This window comes from Paenibacillus sp. MER 99-2 (assembly GCF_023714095.1).
GTDB lineage: Bacteria > Bacillota > Bacilli > Paenibacillales > Paenibacillaceae > Paenibacillus.
In genome coordinates this window covers 313885-328992 of record NZ_JAMAUZ010000003.1, presented here as the reverse complement: position 1 = coordinate 328992, position 15108 = coordinate 313885, and the positions used below count along the sequence as shown (strand labels likewise).

The following is a 15108-nucleotide window of genomic DNA, read 5'->3' as shown; positions in this document are numbered from 1 at the left end:
CTCAATGCACCTCCTGTACGATTGAGACAAACCGCTCTGCAATCGCCTTATGCTCATTGAAGCCAGTAAGTTGATTGAATACTTCCTCCAGTGACCCCTCCATCGACTGTTGCTGCAATTGCTGGAACGTGCCATCTGCCATCACGCGGCCTTCCGCAATGAGCACAATGCGACTACTGATTTTCTCAACGACATCCATAATGTGTGATGAATAGAAGATGGTCGTCCCTTTTGCCGATAATTGGGACAAAATCTCCTTCACCACCATCACACTATTCGCATCAAGTCCGCTAAGCGGTTCATCGAGGAATAACAGATCCGGATCATGCAATAATGCCGAAATAAGCAGCACCTTCTGACGCATCCCTTTGGAGAATGAGGCAATACGAGCATTGTACGATTGGGCTAGACCGAAACACTCCATTAACTGCTTTGCTTTGTAATCGGCATCTTCATAGGACAACCCATACAGCTCTCCTGTAAAAGTTAGATATTCTGCTGGCGTAAGCTGTTCATATAACTCGGCAACTTCTGGGACATATCCAATTCTACGTTTATACTCCACACCACTATCTTCGATATCTTTGCCAAAAATACGCACCGTGCCCACATAGCCTTCGACCAGACCGAGCAAAATCTTAACGGTTGTACTTTTGCCTGCACCATTTGGACCTATGTATCCAATCATCTCGCCACGCTTCACTTCAAGGTCAATCCCGTTCAATACATATCGTCCATCATATCTCATTCGTAAGCCTTCAATGGATAGCACTTGTTCTTCTCTCATCTTGTTACTCGCTCCCATCTTGATTGGTATCATCTATATCATTCGTTTCTACAATTCTACTAGTTTACCACAGTTTGGATTATGGGACAGATGCGCAAGAAATCCACCGTAAATTAACACTGCTTAATATTTCGATGATATTCAGCAAATAAATCAAATTTATAGTAGTCGTATAGACGTCTAGACATATAAGGGGGAAGGAGAACAGATTGAACAGATTAAGCGCAGGTCTAAAATATGGAACTTTCATCACTCTACTCCTATGGACGCTGTTTCCAATCTATTGGATGCTCGTCATTGCTACGCAAGAATCGTCTGATTTGTTCACAGAAGTATCCATATTTCCGAGATCAATAACCTTGGAACATATCGTTAACATTTTTGTGCAAGACCAATACATGGGGCCGTTAATCAATAGCTTTATCATCACCATCAGCTCGTTGTTCATTGTTCTTGTGTTCGGATTGTCCTCGGCGTATGTGCTTGGGCGTAGAACGTTCAGAAGCCATTACCGAATATTCAAAAGCTTGCTGATGATCTGGATTTTGCTCGTTCGTGTCCTACCACCAATCACATTTGCACTACCGCTATACATCATGATGAACGACGCTGGACTGCTGAACACCAAGATCCCTATTATTGTCGCGCATGTACTAGTGAATTTGCCGCTCATCATCTGGTTCATGATGGCATTCTTCTACGGTGTGCCGGGTGAAATTGAAGAAAGTGCCCGTATGGATGGTGCATCCGAATTTATGATTTTTACCAAAGTGATGCTGCCGCTGGTCGTACCGGGCATTGCTGCCGTAACCATCTTATCCTTCATGGCTTCCTGGAACGAATACCTGTACAGCGTCATTTTCATTCAGAGCCCTGACAGCTTCACCATTCCACTGAAACTCGCCACCCTGAACAGTGAGCAAGAGTTAACGGAGTGGGGTAAGGTCGCGGGTGGCGGCCTCGTATCCGTGCTGCCTGTAATACTCACAGCGATCTTTCTACAGAAACATTTAATTAGCGGCTTAACCGCCGGTGCAGTTAAAGAATAGGAGATGAGAGAAAATGAGAAAAAAGATGTCGTATATGCTGAGCCTTTTGTTAACCACAACAGTACTATTTACAGGATGTCAGTCTCAGGGGCAGGCTTCAGGACAAGGTTCTAGTCAGGGTACAGACAAGCTGGTCATCGCCGCCAGAGGTGGTTCTCATGTGGATGCGATGAATGCCGTGAAGGAAAGCTTTGAGAAGGAACACAATGTGAAAGTAGATATTATTGGACTCGAAGCTGCCGATCTGAAGCAAAAAATCTCTCTTGATGCGAAGAACAGTAACGGCGCATATGACTTGATTATGGCGGACGACCCATGGATGCCTCAATTCAGTGAAGCAGGAATTTTCGCTAAGTTATCCGACCTTGGAATCCAAGAAGATTCCGACTTTGAAGAGTCCTCTCTTGCTCTCGGTAAGTCTCCATATGCCACAGGAGATCTATATGCCTTGCCTTTCTCGGGTAATGTGCAGTTGTTCTTCTATAACAAAGAGCTGCTTGAACGTCATAACCATGAAGTTCCAACAAACTGGACAGATGTGCTTGAGACCGCAAAAGCAATCAAAGCAGAAGATGGTTCAGCAGGCTACGTAATCCGTGGTCAACAAGGTAACCCGATCGTTTCCGACTTCTTACCTCTGTTCTGGGCGTACGGTGGACAGATCTTCGATGATAATTGGAAAGCACAGATTAACTCCGAAGCAGGTCGCAAAGCGTTGGATACGTATGTTGGACTGCTTGCTGTTGGAGAAAACTATGAAAATACTGATATTGTCGGCTCCGTATCGGAAGGGCGTGCTGCAATGGCACTCGGATGGCCGTCCTGGTTCATCAAAGGCGAAACAGCTAGTGCAGATTACACAGCCATTCCGTCCAAAGCTTCATCTGATGCTGCATCTGTCTCCACAGGTATGATCGGCAACTGGATGATGGGCGTAACTGCCAATTCACACAGCCCGGAGCTTGCTGCTGAGTTCTTAACGTTCATCACCAGCAGTGACACACAGAAGCAAATGGTTGAACACGGCGGCGTGCCTACTCGCAAAAGTGTCTATCAGGACGCAGAGCTTGCCGCAAAATATAAACATTTCCCTGTCATGTTAGAAGCATTACAGAACTCGGTAGCCAGACCAAGAACAGCTAAATGGTCTCAAGTCGAAGAAGCACTCGGCGCTGAATTGTCCGCAGCTATTGCTGGAACGAAGACAGTGGAGCAGGCTCTAACAGATGCCAATAAGGCAATGGATGACATTATGCAATAAAGGTTCATTCATCGGAAAGGAGTGCAATGAACTTGGCAAGTAAACGAGGCTTTCAATGGGCGATGCTGGCACCTGTAACGTTGCTGTTAATCTGCGTGACCGTCTTCCCGTTTATCTATACCGTGACCAACAGCTTCACCGACTATTATTATTTGGCAAGTGATGCGAAGCAGTTCATTGGATTCAGCAACTATGTCAAAATCATTCAGGACGAGCAGTTCCGCCAAGCCGTCTGGAATACGCTCAAATTCATGTTCCTGGCCGTTTCCATTGAAACGGCTCTGGGGCTTGGCATTGCCGTACTTATAGAAAGCATGAGACGCGGGCAGAAAGTGCTGCGGATCACGATGCTTATTCCGTCTTTATTACCGCCGGTTACGGTGGCACTGATCTGGCAAATGATGCTCAGCAATCACAACGGTATCGTCAATCATCTGCTTCACTGGTTCGGTGTGGGGCCATTTAACTTCCTGATGGACATCAACATTGCCTTCAATGCCATCTTGTTCATTGATATTTGGCAATGGACACCGTTTGCCTTCCTGTTGTTATATGCAGGACTACAATCGGTGCCTCGATCACAATTCGAGGCAGCCAAAGTAGACGGGGCAGGTAATCTGCGCATCTTTTTCCACATTACACTGCCGAACATTATGCCGACCTTGTTCATGGTCATTTTGCTTCGTACCATTGATACGTTCCGGTTATTCGATAAAGTTAACATCCTGACTGGTGGTGGGCCAGCCAATTCAACAACGACCATTACTCAATATATCTACAAGCAGGGCGTGTACAATCTCCAGATCGGATATGGCGCGGCTGCATCGGTGATTATGGTGATGCTGGTTCTGGTATTCTCCGTGTTTTATATCAAACGTTCGATGGGAGGAACAGCATGAAGTGGGTTATTGATTTCCTTAACGTTGGCTTCGGTGAAGCAACGATTATTCGGCGGATGGAGGGGCGCTGTACCTACTGCCTCGTAGTAGACGGTGGCGACGTGAACCCGATGACCAATCCGCGGCGTTGTAGTCTGGAGCAGTATCTCCGAGAATACGAAATCACGAAGATTGACGTGCTTGTGCTAACGCATTTTCACAGGGATCATATTGGCGGTGTACTCCCTATTCTGGGTCATGTTCCTATCGAGGAGGTTATTCTGCATCTGCCCCTGCCCGAGCACGTTCAACAAAGCGCATTAAACGATTATTCCACACCCATTCTGGGTTCGTTCACGCTATATGCAGCCATTCTGAATCGCATAGATGAACTGGGTATTAAGAAGACGGAGATCGTTAAACGTCTTACGATTGTTGAAGAGGATATGGAGTTCCGAATACTCACGCCTAGCCAGCAAAAATGGACGCAGCTCATCGAAGAATTAGATCGACTAGATTTCACCCAACTGGACCAACAGGAAGAGCGATTAACCACCATTGACCGAATGCTCAATCACGCATCATTAGCTATACTCATTAAAAACAAAGGTAATTCTGTAGCACTGCTCACCTCGGATGTAGGACTAGATTATTGGGAGCCTTATGCCGATGAGATCGGAAAGCTTCATACCCTGCAAGCTCCGCATCATGGCGACGCAAGTCACCTGTCCGAAGAAAACCTTCGGGCGTGGGAACCACGCGCCGTCATTATCAGTGCGGATGATCAAGGAACCTATCAGCTTCCTCACGCAGAGATGGAGCCGTTGATTCGTGAACATTCCGATGCACAACTGTATTATACGGAGGCACTGTCCACGATACATCGAATGATTCGAGTAGATGTGACGGAAGGAACGGTAGAGCTTGTTCAGTAAAGGTGAATTAAAATTATAGGAGATGAGGTTTGATTCATTGAGTGGTTACCAGCACATCAAGCACGAACTGGAAATGATGATCGAGAACAAAGTATGGCATGTGGGAGAAAAACTGCCTTCTGAGTATGAACTGGCTAAACATTTCAGTGTTAGCAGAGAGACCCTTCGTGCAGCAATTAAGCTATTGGAGCAAGAGGGCAAGCTGCTGGTGAGGCACGGTGTAGGTACCTTTGTTATCAAACCGCTCCCGGGTATCCCTAGCCGGCTGGAGTTTCTACAGAGCATTGGTACGATGATTAAACTAGCAGGTTTAACCGAAACGGATACGAAGGAAATGATCGGAGAGGTAACGTGCACGCAGGAATGGGCTGAGGCGTTAAATATTGAGGAAGGCTCCAAGGTAATTAAAGTGGAGCGTGTCCGATATGCAGACGGTGAAGCTGTAACCTACTCTATTAATATCATGCCTAAGGCATTGGTAGGAGATGCTTTTGAAGGTATCGATTTCTCGGGATCATTATTCAAGTTTCTAGAGGACAACTGCAAGATTCATATCGCCAGAGCAGATACCGAGCTGGTGGTTCCCCCGAAGAAGGACAAGTATGTCGGAAGGTTGCAGAATCATATGGAGGAGACTCCTGTGCTTCTCATGAAGCAATTGCATTATGATCAGCAGAATCGAGAAGTACTGTATTCCTTTGATTACTTGAGAAGTGATGTATTCCAATTCTGGATTCGTAGAGAGCGCAAGTGAATGGTCATCGCAGAGGTGCGGTGCCATCTAATATATTCGTGGTCATTCCACTCCCCATCATAGCGGAAATGATTATGCGATAATAAAATGGTTATGCTTGTATGCCAGCCTACTAATCCCTGCACATAAATGAATGGGGTTAGTAGGCTGGCATTGGTTCATTTTCATTTAGTGATTTGGTGATTGGGCTATTTAATGATGTAACGATTTAATCTTTGTCTTTTCTTCTTTTGTTCACCTACTTTGTTCACTTGTTGCTCGTTTAGATGATTTATTGAACCTTTATAATTTGGAAATGCTGATTCGTGCCGCCATTGTCTGTCCACTGGATTGCGGCTGCACCATCAGCGAGGGATTGCCCTGAGATGTCGAGCAATTTGCCAGTGCTGCGGTTTTTCAATTTGTAATATCCTCCACCAACGCTGACGAGCTGCCACTGCTGACTCGCCCAGCCTCCGTCATTCCATTGCTCAATGACAGCACCATCAGCCGTGGAACCATTCTCAACACCAATGAGCTTACCACTGGTACGATTTATGATTTTGACATACCCACCTCCTGCATCCGTAATCTGCCACTGCTGACTTGTGCTGCCTTGATCTGCACGCTGCTCCAGATCTGCACCATTATCAGACGATCCACCGATGACATTCAGTAATTTATTGCTCTTCCGACTGACGAACTGATAGGAAGCATTCGCATCCCACACGTCAGGAGCATTAGTACCTGTAATCGTTCCTGCCGCTGTATCAATCGTAATGTTGCTTGCCCAATTCATCGCTAGACTTGTTGCACTTGGGAAGGATAATGGCAACCACACATATTTGGAATCCTGCACAGGCCCACTCCAAGCACCAGCCCAACGATCACCCATATAGAGATACGAAGTTCCTTGAGAACCTTCCACTGGAAGTACATAGGTCGATTGAGAACCATAGGTGGTACTATCTCCAAAGTTACTCAGCCCGCTCCATGTGCCGGTAATGCTTGTGGCTGTTGCATACTTGGCCTGATTTGGATTCCAGCCGGTTGCCCCCGACGTAATGAGGAAATACACCCCATCTTTCTTGAAAATGGCTGGCGCCTCCCGATATTGCCCAGGCCATAATGTGGTCACTAATGACTCCACACCGAGGAAATCGGGGGTGAGCTTGTATATATTCAGATCTGCATTCACACGAGTAGCTGAGATGAGATACGCTGTTCCATTATCGTTATATACAGTCATGTCTCTGGAATCATAACCAAGTGGACGATAGCTTCCTACATAAGTGTAGTCCCCATCCACCGTGCTTGAGGTGGCTACCGCTACCTTGGCTTCGCCGTAATCAATGCCATTTTCTTTGTGCATCCAGAGCACGTATTTTCCTGTTGCGCTATTGTAAATCACTTTGGGACGTTCAATGTTGGATATGTTCAGCTCTGTTGCCGATTGACTTGTTAACACATCGTTGCGATATTCCCAGTTTTTCAGATCCGATGAGCGATAGACGGACACAGCCTTAAATGTTCCGTTGGGATTGCGGTTTTCTCCAAACCAATAATAGAAGCCATCGGCTTGAATCATCCCGCCGCCATGAGCATGGATCACGTCACCATTGGTATCCTTGAACTGTACCCCATTCGTTATGTCGACTGGAGAGGCTGAAGCAGACGATCCCGGGACAAGGAGAGTACCTAGCGCCTGGAAGGCTAGAATTAGAGCAAAAAGATAACATAAATGACGTGAAAAACGGCGACCTTTCTTATTCATTTGATCACTATGTTGATGATGAGCAATATGCATACAGCTACACCTCCAATGATTTTAGTGAAGCGCTTACAAAAGAGATTAAGATGCCTCCTCTTCCTGTGCAATTCCTCAATTCAGTATGTCGCAGCTTACTACAGATATATTAGTTCAGCGCTCACCTCCTGTTTCCAATTGTATCCATATGCTTCCTTACTGAATAGTGAACAATTCTGCGGAACATGTACGAATGCACATTAAATTACAAAAAAAGCATGTTAGGAACTGTAAATTGTGCAGAAGTAGCTATAGCAGTAATCGAGATGACATTACCACTACACTGAATTCGATATTAGCGAGCTGCTCTGTAGCTGCACAACAAACGTGGTGCTAATGATCAGACCGATGCGCGATTGCACAACATACTACACAATGCGAGCAGACATACGCTACTGCCGCTACACAGCAAAAAGACGCTTCATGCGAAGCGCCCTCTGCAAGCGTATCTTTTTTAGTACAATCTTTTATTTTAACTAAGAATTAAAATGAATCAAAGTTCTTAATCTTCGTCATCAAAGTCTTGATCGAATGATAGCACTTTACCTGTGTTGGCATCGATATCCACATCAGCTTCACCTTGTGCAGTTCTCAACTCGATCTCATAGACATAACGACCATCGTCATGATCCAGCTCGACTTTGGTTACTTTGCCACCTGTCACTTGTTTTAATGCGATGTCGGAAGCCTGAGCTACCGTTAATTTAACCTGATTCGATGCAGATGTGCTGGATGAATTGTTGGTTACAGCACGGTTATAGTCATCGTCATCATCGTCGTCATTTACCACCGCAAGAACTTTACCTGTGTAAGCATCCAAACGAACGACAACGTCATTGCTGCCTCGTCTGTCGATCTCTACTTCATAGATGATCTGTCCATTGCGACGTTCCAAATCCACATCATCCACTTTACCATTGCCATCGGCTGCTTTTAGAGCTGCTGCTTTGGCTTGTGTCACCGTAAGTAATTTTCCAGTATTACTCTGGTTCTGGGTTGTCGATTGTGAAGTAGATGTTGGTGTTGTCTGTACCGATTGCCCATTCACACTTCCACTCGCGGCTACCGCTGAGCCTCCCAATAATACAGCTGCTGATAAGCTTCCAATCCATAGTTTATGTTTGTTCATCATCATTCATCTCCTCGGTTGTGTTGTTCTCGTTCTCGTCTACAGTTATAGAATAACCTGTGCGAATGAGAGTTCAGCGAGAGACACATTAGAATTTGATGAGAAAATGAGGAGAACCTGTTAATCTTCATCCTCGTCCCATGTTACGGAACGGATTGCACCTGAAATTGCATTCACCTGAACGATCGCTTCCCTGCCATCTTCCAGATCAATTTCAACCAGATAATACGGATTACCGCTATTGGTTCCACGAAGTTCAACGTCGTCCACTTCTCCTGGCACCCTGGCGAGCGCCTTCTGCTCAGCCTGCTTTTCGCTCAAGAACTGCGGCTTGTTGTTTTCTTGAGCAGGCTCGTGTACCGCAGGAGCATCCAACATCTTCGAAGACTGCTTCTGCCCGTTATAGGGATCAACCGTCCACTGCTCACGGCTGTTGTTTTTCATAATCAATATGGCGTTGTATACCGGGCTACCTTCTTGTTCAATCAGTTCAAGCGACTCTAATTCGCCATCCGTTTGTTTCTGTAATTCGGTCTTGATTTGCTCGCGGCTCCACAACGTTTTCTCTTCGGCTTCCGGGTTAGATTCCAGTCGTTTAATGGAATTCACCGTAGAAGTTACCGCATCAAGCTGTATATCGTATAACCCGGTTTCGGTTCGAAGCTGCATGAGATACGTTCCATCCTTCAACGTAGAGTTCACAATCTCCCCCCCGGGATATTGAGCCAGCACCGATTGCTCGGCAGCCTCTGCCGTCAACATTACACGCCCAGATTGCCACGGCTTCCACCAACTAACTGCGAATATCAATAACAGCCCAAGTAGCGCCAAGCTCCACCATACCGGACGACTGAGCTTTGAAGAGTTGGAACCACGATGTTCCTCCCGTTTCATTTCAGCCTGCTCCCGATGTTCCTCCATGCTCTTCCCTCCTTCAATACGCTCTATTGATCCGAGACGTTATCCTGTTATCAGTATATAAGAGAAGAATGAGAATTTCATGAGAGTGAGCCCTGCTGTACAGAAGATGGCAAAATAATCGTAGCTGTCGTCCCAACACCCTCTGTGCTGGTCAACTCAATACGTGCACCAACCGCTCCGGCAATATCCTTAGCCAAAGACAAACCAAGACCCGACCCGCTCTCTCCGCTACCACGCGTTCTTGCTGGATCAACGCGGTAGAATCGGTCAAATACTTTGGCTAGATCCGCCTCACTCATACCAATCCCTGTGTCCGCAATCTGTATCCAGCTCTCCTGATGATGCGTCTTAACGCGAACTTCGATCTGTTCCTCACTGTACTTCCTAGCGTTATCTAGCAAAATAAACAGGAGCTGCTTCAGCTTACTCTCATCGCTGATAGCCCATGTCTGCCCTGCATCTTGACAGATCACCTCACGATGGTAGGCTTCACGGAATGCTCTCGTGGAATCCTGCACGAGTCGGTTAATATCCACTCGCTCCAGTTGCACATTCCACTGCTCTGGCTGCTTCGCTAGCAATAACAGCTGCTCCGTCATCTCCCGCATACGGATCGACTCGGATAGAATAGCCTCAACGGCTTCGTCAAATACCTCAGGGCGTTCCTTCCCTCGCCGCTGGAGCAAACTCGCGTAGCTCTCAATAATGGTCAGCGGTGTTTTTAATTCATGAGAGGCATCGGAAACAAAGCGTTCTTGCCGCTCGAAGTTCGATTCCAGCAGATCCATCATGCGATTAAATGTCTGTCCCATCGTGTTCAATTCATCCTTGGATTTGGCATCCAGTAGAAGACGCTTAAACTGACCACTAGATTGGATGTCTCCCATCGTACGTGTCATCTGCTGGATTGGCCTAGTCATCCGGTTAGCCAGAATCCGGCTGGAGATGATGGCAGGAATGAGCGCAATGACTGTCACAGCAACCAGAACAGTTCGAAGCACAGATAAACCTCGCTCTGTCTCGGCAATGCTCTCGGTAACTTGCACATTCACTACTTCACCATCCGGCCAGATGACAGGTAGTGATACCCAGACGTAACCGATATCTCCAATTTGGAGGTGCTCGGATCTCTTCTCACTTTCATATGTATAGGAGAGCTTGCTTAGCTGCTCTCCTGATTCTGCCGTTACCGGTGCGGAGCTGGTGCCGTCTTCATTTACGATCCGCAGCATGCCGTCCAGCGGCGCGTAGGCACGTAACAAGTCGTCCGGCGGAATCGATCCGGCAGACTGACGCACTCCTTTTACTATAGACTCCGCTTCTCCTTCAATCCGCTTGATCTCGTTATTAATCGACATTCGCTCAAATACAATATATACGGACAAATTAACAGCGATTAGCAGCACAGCAAACAATACGGAAGAATATCCGTAAATCTTACTTTTCAAGCTCATAACTGTTCCTTCAGGACGTACCCGACGCCCCGAACGGTATGTATTAATTGCGGCGTGAAGCCGTTATCTACTTTTTTGCGCACATATCGGATATATACATCTACCACATTGGTATCTCCATAATAATCATATCCCCAGACCGCCTGTACAATCTGCTCCCGACTGAGTACCTGACGCTGATTCTGAAGCAAATATACAAGCAGATCAAACTCACGTGGCGTAAGTTCAATCTGTGTGCCATCCCGGGATACCTCCCGTGTACCTTCATTTAATTTCAGTCCAGCCGCAGTAAGCCAACCTGAAGTGAGATCAGGGGAGCTCGCAGAAGAATTATGATTCATGTCCGGTGATGTCAATGCAGAGGGAGATGAGACGGTTGATGCCGCAGCACTTAATCGCAGTGCTGCCCGCACACGAGCAAGCAGTTCTTCAATTCGAAATGGTTTGGTGATGTAGTCATTGGCTCCGAGATCTAGACCCGACACTTTATCCTCTACCGAATCTTTAGCGGTAAGCATGAGGATTGGAATTCTCGCATCCTTCGCACGAATACGACGCAGCACTTCAATCCCACTCAGACCAGGCAACATAATATCCAGTAGAATAAGATCCCACTGCCTGTCCGCAACCATTTCGAGTCCCTCTGTACCACTGCCCGCCTTACCAACCTGGTACCCCTCGTATTGCAATTCCAGTTCAAGCAGGCGCGATATTTTGGGTTCATCCTCAATCACCAACACAGCCTCATTCATGCAGAGCTCCCCCTCACTTCCGACATTCCTTTTCCCGTATAATACAACATATCCACGTTCAACTAAAGAATAGTTACACTTGCCACTCCGATGACAGAATAACCTTCCGATCGCTTTATAACGTACCTAACGCATCCTGAACGGAGTCATTCCCCGCAATGAGATCAAAAGCCCTGCGGTACGTCTTCTCTTCCTGCAAGGAAGCCGCAATGACACGAGCTACATCTTCACGCGCAATGCTTCCTGGTTTGAGATCTGTACCAACGGCAATTTGGCCTGTACCTGATTCGTTCTTCAGACCGCCGGGGCGGATAATGGTGTAATTCAGCTCACTTGCAAACAACGCACGATCCGCATAGTGCTTCGCCACGTAATACGGCTTGATCTCATCTGGCCATTTATCACGCTGATCCGCGCCATATGCACTGACCAAAATGTATCTGGAGATTCCTTGTTGCTCAGCAGCCTCCATCGTTTTTACCGCACCATCAAGGTCAATCAATAGTGTTTTGTCTGATCCTGTAGAGCCGCCTGATCCGGCTGTAAACACAATTGCGTTCTGATCCTTCATCGCCTGAGCGAGATCATCGACACTCCCCTCTAGGTCGCCCATTACGACACTCGCGCCAATCTCCTTCAGCGCATCTGCCTGCTCCGGTTTGCGAATCATCGCCGTGACTTGATGCTTGCCTTCCTGCACCAGCTGTTCCACCAGTAGCTTACCAATCTGTCCATTTGCTCCAATCACTAATACGTTCATAATGTCACACGCTCCTTTATTCATTTATCAATCATACGATATATCTCTAATTTAAACGAAAGTCGAAAAATTTAACCTGCCGCATACGTACCCTTATCGTTCCTACTTCATTCCAAGTTACATGATATCAGTTATTAGATTGGAATCTGACTGGACACAAACCACATTTCGGGTATTCAAATGGAAGGGTCATTTCGAAAAAGACGATATCCCGTCCGTTACCTCAAAAGAAATCCGTTGCCTATAAAGGGCTCGTTAAAGTATTTGACCAGACCCTGTCTGAGAAGGAATATATTATTTCCGCTTCGGCTTATTCAGATGCGTCTATTAACATGGGCATTGTTCCTGAAAAGATTGCCGATACGACTGCGTATCCCAAAGTTCACTATATCAAAATGAAGGTTCTTCCTTAAGGCCTACATACTACCAAGTCAAAAAGGACGCTCCCGTAGGAGCGTCCTTTTGCATTTTAAAGATATGCTGATTAGTAAGCCAGAGCGAACAAACCATGAATGTGAGACAGGTAACGGATGTTACTTGCTTCTTTCATCATTGTTGCAGGCAGACCTTTCAGACGAGTTTGGTTGCCACCGATCATGCCGACAGCATCCTTACGTCCAAGGCTTCCCAGTGTACCTGAGAAGATTGGTGAGAAGGATTCCATTGCGCCACCTTTGAACATTACGCCCAAGTTGTGACCAATTGTCTCACCCATTTGCCAAGCGAGTTGTGCTGTTGGAGGGTATGGACGAGCTCCTTCGCTAGGGAAGACCACTGCGCTGTCACCAGCAACGAACACATCTTTGTGAGATGTGGATTGCAGAACTTCCGTAACTTTAGCACGGCCACGATCCACTTCAATTCCGCTGTTAGCAACAACAGCGTTACCTTGAACGCCGCCAGTCCATACGAGTGTATTCGTAGGGATGGAGCTGCCGTCTTTCAACAGAACTTCGTTTTCTTTCATCTCTGTAATCGCTACGCCAACGATGAAGTTAACGCCACGTTTTTCGAGACTGGATTTCGCACGATCAACCAGCTCTGGCGGGAAACCAGCCAGGATAGAAGGACCTGCTTCAACTGTGTACAGGGAGATATCGTTGAAGTCGATGCCTTTTTCCTTACATACGCCAGGAAGAAGGTCAACGAATTCGCCGACAAGCTCGATACCAGTCAAGCCGCCGCCACCAATAACAAACGTAGCGTCTGCTTTGTTGCCGGATTGTTTGTATGCATCGAGACGTGCTTCAACGTGTGCACGAATACGGTTTGCATCACTAACAGATTTCAGCGTGAAGCTGTACTCTTGCAATCCAGGGATTCCGAAGTAAGCTGTTTCACTACCCAGAGCTACAACAAGTGCATCGTAAGAGTATGTGGAGCCGCTAGTCATCAGAACTTTTTTCTCGTCCGGCTTGATTGTATCCACCGTATCGATTTTCAAGTTAACATTTTTGCCACGCAGCAATTTCTCCAGTGGAAGTGCAACTGCCTTTTCAGCAATGCTTCCCGCTGCAAGACGGTGCAGTTCCGTAATAATTTGGTGCGTAGGGTAACGGTTCACGACTGTAATAGTCGCTTCTTCCGGGGTCAAGTATTGACGCGCAGTCAGCGCAGTCAAAAGACCGCCGTAACCTCCGCCCAAGATCAAAATTTGCTTCGACATATCCATCCTCCGTTCTACTAATCTTAACGTTGCTGTTGTTGACGCTCGTTCAGGACACTCAAGAATGATTGAGCAAAACGAAGCGTTTGTTGTACGTTTGGATCTTTAAGCATTTTGAGCATAGCGAACAAGCCAACCGAAGTTTGCTCCGTTTGCGCACGATCATTTGCTTCAATTGCAGCGGAAGCTACACCTTTAGCTTTGTCTACAACAGGCTTAGCGAACTCACCCATTGCGCTCATTGTGTCGCTGATCAGAACTTTGTCTGTAGCTACGCTTTGTGCAAAGTCATAAGCTTTCGTCATTGCAGTAACCATTTCAGCCAATTTAGGCAGGTTCTCCACCAGAACGGTCAAAGACTCCTGTACCTCAGGCTTCATCAGTTGATCCAGTACATCCAAGGACTGGCGTTGGGAAACGTCGGCACCTTCTGTAACCGGCACCTCTTGTTGAGTAGGCGATTGTGACATAAGAGAAAGTCCTCCTTTACTTTGGGATAGAAGTCCGCGACTTTCATGATGCCTGTCAAGCAGAGCCGAACCACAAATACATCAATACAACTAAATGTACCAAATTTCACACAATAGAATGAGCGAATCCCGTAAGCCGCTCTTACATGATGTATTGTATCTAGGATCTATTGCGTGCAACATGTGTTGACGCACAAAACGACAAGCAGGCCGAAACCGAACTCTATACCCCTATATTACACCTCTTACACAGCAACATGAAAAAGAAATTTTTTACACATGTGAAGATATTGTGAACATTGTAACAAAATCGATTATTTTGTCAAGGTTTACGGCCTCGTTGAAAAGGCCTTTCCTCCAGTCCAAGATCCGCATTTCTACCACATGTGGTATGAAGACGAGATCACATATGGCCATATGTGCGATATGTACGCAGCGAAGGAAACATTCATTTGTTTTTAAAGGAAAAGATTCCCAAAACCTCGTTTTTTATGCAACGAAATTGG

Annotated in this window: 14 protein-coding genes; 5 read left to right on the top strand and 9 right to left on the bottom strand. The window is 46.5% G+C overall.

The window, feature by feature from the left end; all coding sequences use genetic code 11:
- Position 1: 1 nt before the first annotated feature.
- A complete protein-coding gene (locus M3636_RS16515; protein ID WP_128104023.1) occupies positions 2 to 787 on the bottom strand; it encodes an ABC transporter ATP-binding protein in 786 nt (261 codons plus the stop codon).
- Between the two features lie 209 nt (positions 788 to 996).
- Between M3636_RS16515 and M3636_RS16510 the strand changes: the two genes are divergently transcribed.
- The 5 genes from M3636_RS16510 to M3636_RS16490 are packed head-to-tail and all read left to right on the top strand — an operon-like array spanning position 997 to position 5664.
- Positions 997 to 1836, top strand: a complete 840-nt coding sequence (locus M3636_RS16510; RefSeq protein ID WP_251383249.1) for a carbohydrate ABC transporter permease — start codon at positions 997 to 999, stop codon at positions 1834 to 1836.
- 13 nt (positions 1837 to 1849) lie between these two features.
- The gene (locus M3636_RS16505) at positions 1850 to 3097 is read left to right on the top strand and encodes an extracellular solute-binding protein (RefSeq protein ID WP_251383248.1); all 1248 of its coding nucleotides are present in this window, start codon (positions 1850 to 1852) and stop codon (positions 3095 to 3097) included.
- 32 nt (positions 3098 to 3129) lie between these two features.
- Positions 3130 to 3996: a carbohydrate ABC transporter permease gene (locus M3636_RS16500; protein WP_251383247.1), complete on the top strand. Its 867-nt coding sequence runs from the start codon at positions 3130 to 3132 to the stop codon at positions 3994 to 3996.
- Positions 3993 to 4910, top strand: a complete 918-nt coding sequence (locus tag M3636_RS16495; protein ID WP_251383246.1) for a ComEC/Rec2 family competence protein — start codon at positions 3993 to 3995, stop codon at positions 4908 to 4910. The genes M3636_RS16500 and M3636_RS16495 overlap by 4 nt, the downstream gene beginning before the upstream one ends.
- A gap of 37 nt (positions 4911 to 4947) precedes the next feature.
- Positions 4948 to 5664, top strand: coding sequence for a GntR family transcriptional regulator (locus M3636_RS16490; RefSeq protein WP_128104028.1), 717 nt, complete (start codon positions 4948 to 4950; stop codon positions 5662 to 5664).
- 271 nt (positions 5665 to 5935) lie between these two features.
- Here M3636_RS16490 and M3636_RS16485 read toward each other — a convergent pair whose 3' ends face one another.
- The 8 genes from M3636_RS16485 to M3636_RS16450 form a co-directional block, all read right to left on the bottom strand.
- A complete protein-coding gene (locus M3636_RS16485; protein ID WP_251383245.1) occupies positions 5936 to 7450 on the bottom strand; it encodes an RICIN domain-containing protein in 1515 nt (504 codons plus the stop codon).
- A 502-nt stretch (positions 7451 to 7952) separates the two neighbouring features.
- Entirely contained in the window at positions 7953 to 8579 is a 627-nt protein-coding gene (locus M3636_RS16480; RefSeq protein ID WP_186323491.1) for a PepSY domain-containing protein, read from the bottom strand.
- Between the two features lie 120 nt (positions 8580 to 8699).
- Entirely contained in the window at positions 8700 to 9500 is an 801-nt protein-coding gene (locus tag M3636_RS16475) for a PepSY domain-containing protein (RefSeq protein WP_251383244.1), read from the bottom strand.
- A 77-nt stretch (positions 9501 to 9577) separates the two neighbouring features.
- A complete protein-coding gene (locus tag M3636_RS16470) occupies positions 9578 to 10954 on the bottom strand; it encodes a sensor histidine kinase (protein WP_251383243.1) in 1377 nt (458 codons plus the stop codon).
- Positions 10951 to 11706, bottom strand: a complete 756-nt coding sequence (locus tag M3636_RS16465; protein WP_251383242.1) for a response regulator transcription factor — start codon at positions 11704 to 11706, stop codon at positions 10951 to 10953. Before M3636_RS16465 ends, M3636_RS16470 begins: the two co-directional genes overlap by 4 nt.
- 115 nt (positions 11707 to 11821) lie before the next feature.
- Complete coding sequence (locus tag M3636_RS16460) at positions 11822 to 12466, bottom strand: SDR family oxidoreductase (protein ID WP_251383241.1); 645 nt, start codon at positions 12464 to 12466, stop codon at positions 11822 to 11824.
- 484 nt (positions 12467 to 12950) lie between these two features.
- Positions 12951 to 14132 (bottom strand): NAD(P)/FAD-dependent oxidoreductase, encoded by a 1182-nt coding sequence (locus M3636_RS16455; protein WP_056703437.1) that lies wholly within the window; start codon positions 14130 to 14132, stop codon positions 12951 to 12953.
- A 23-nt stretch (positions 14133 to 14155) separates the two neighbouring features.
- Positions 14156 to 14602: a DUF1641 domain-containing protein gene (locus M3636_RS16450; protein WP_056703434.1), complete on the bottom strand. Its 447-nt coding sequence runs from the start codon at positions 14600 to 14602 to the stop codon at positions 14156 to 14158.
- Positions 14603 to 15108: the final 506 nt, after the last annotated feature.

What these genes read in the sequence shown, in the direction of transcription:
- M3636_RS16515 (WP_128104023.1), bottom strand. Translation starts at nt 787, where the DNA reads ATGAGAGAAGAACAAGTGCTATCCATTGAAGGCTTACGAATGAGATAT.
- M3636_RS16450 (WP_056703434.1), bottom strand. Translation starts at nt 14,602, where the DNA reads ATGTCACAATCGCCTACTCAACAAGAGGTGCCGGTTACAGAAGGTGCC.
- M3636_RS16495 (WP_251383246.1), top strand. Translation starts at nt 3,993, where the DNA reads ATGAAGTGGGTTATTGATTTCCTTAACGTTGGCTTCGGTGAAGCAACG.
- M3636_RS16505 (WP_251383248.1), top strand. Translation starts at nt 1,850, where the DNA reads ATGAGAAAAAAGATGTCGTATATGCTGAGCCTTTTGTTAACCACAACA.
- M3636_RS16480 (WP_186323491.1), bottom strand. Translation starts at nt 8,579, where the DNA reads ATGAACAAACATAAACTATGGATTGGAAGCTTATCAGCAGCTGTATTA.
- M3636_RS16455 (WP_056703437.1), bottom strand. Translation starts at nt 14,132, where the DNA reads ATGTCGAAGCAAATTTTGATCTTGGGCGGAGGTTACGGCGGTCTTTTG.
- M3636_RS16465 (WP_251383242.1), bottom strand. Translation starts at nt 11,706, where the DNA reads ATGAATGAGGCTGTGTTGGTGATTGAGGATGAACCCAAAATATCGCGC.
- M3636_RS16485 (WP_251383245.1), bottom strand. Translation starts at nt 7,450, where the DNA reads ATGCATATTGCTCATCATCAACATAGTGATCAAATGAATAAGAAAGGT.
- M3636_RS16470 (WP_251383243.1), bottom strand. Translation starts at nt 10,954, where the DNA reads ATGAGCTTGAAAAGTAAGATTTACGGATATTCTTCCGTATTGTTTGCT.
- M3636_RS16475 (WP_251383244.1), bottom strand. Translation starts at nt 9,500, where the DNA reads ATGGAGGAACATCGGGAGCAGGCTGAAATGAAACGGGAGGAACATCGT.
- M3636_RS16460 (WP_251383241.1), bottom strand. Translation starts at nt 12,466, where the DNA reads ATGAACGTATTAGTGATTGGAGCAAATGGACAGATTGGTAAGCTACTG.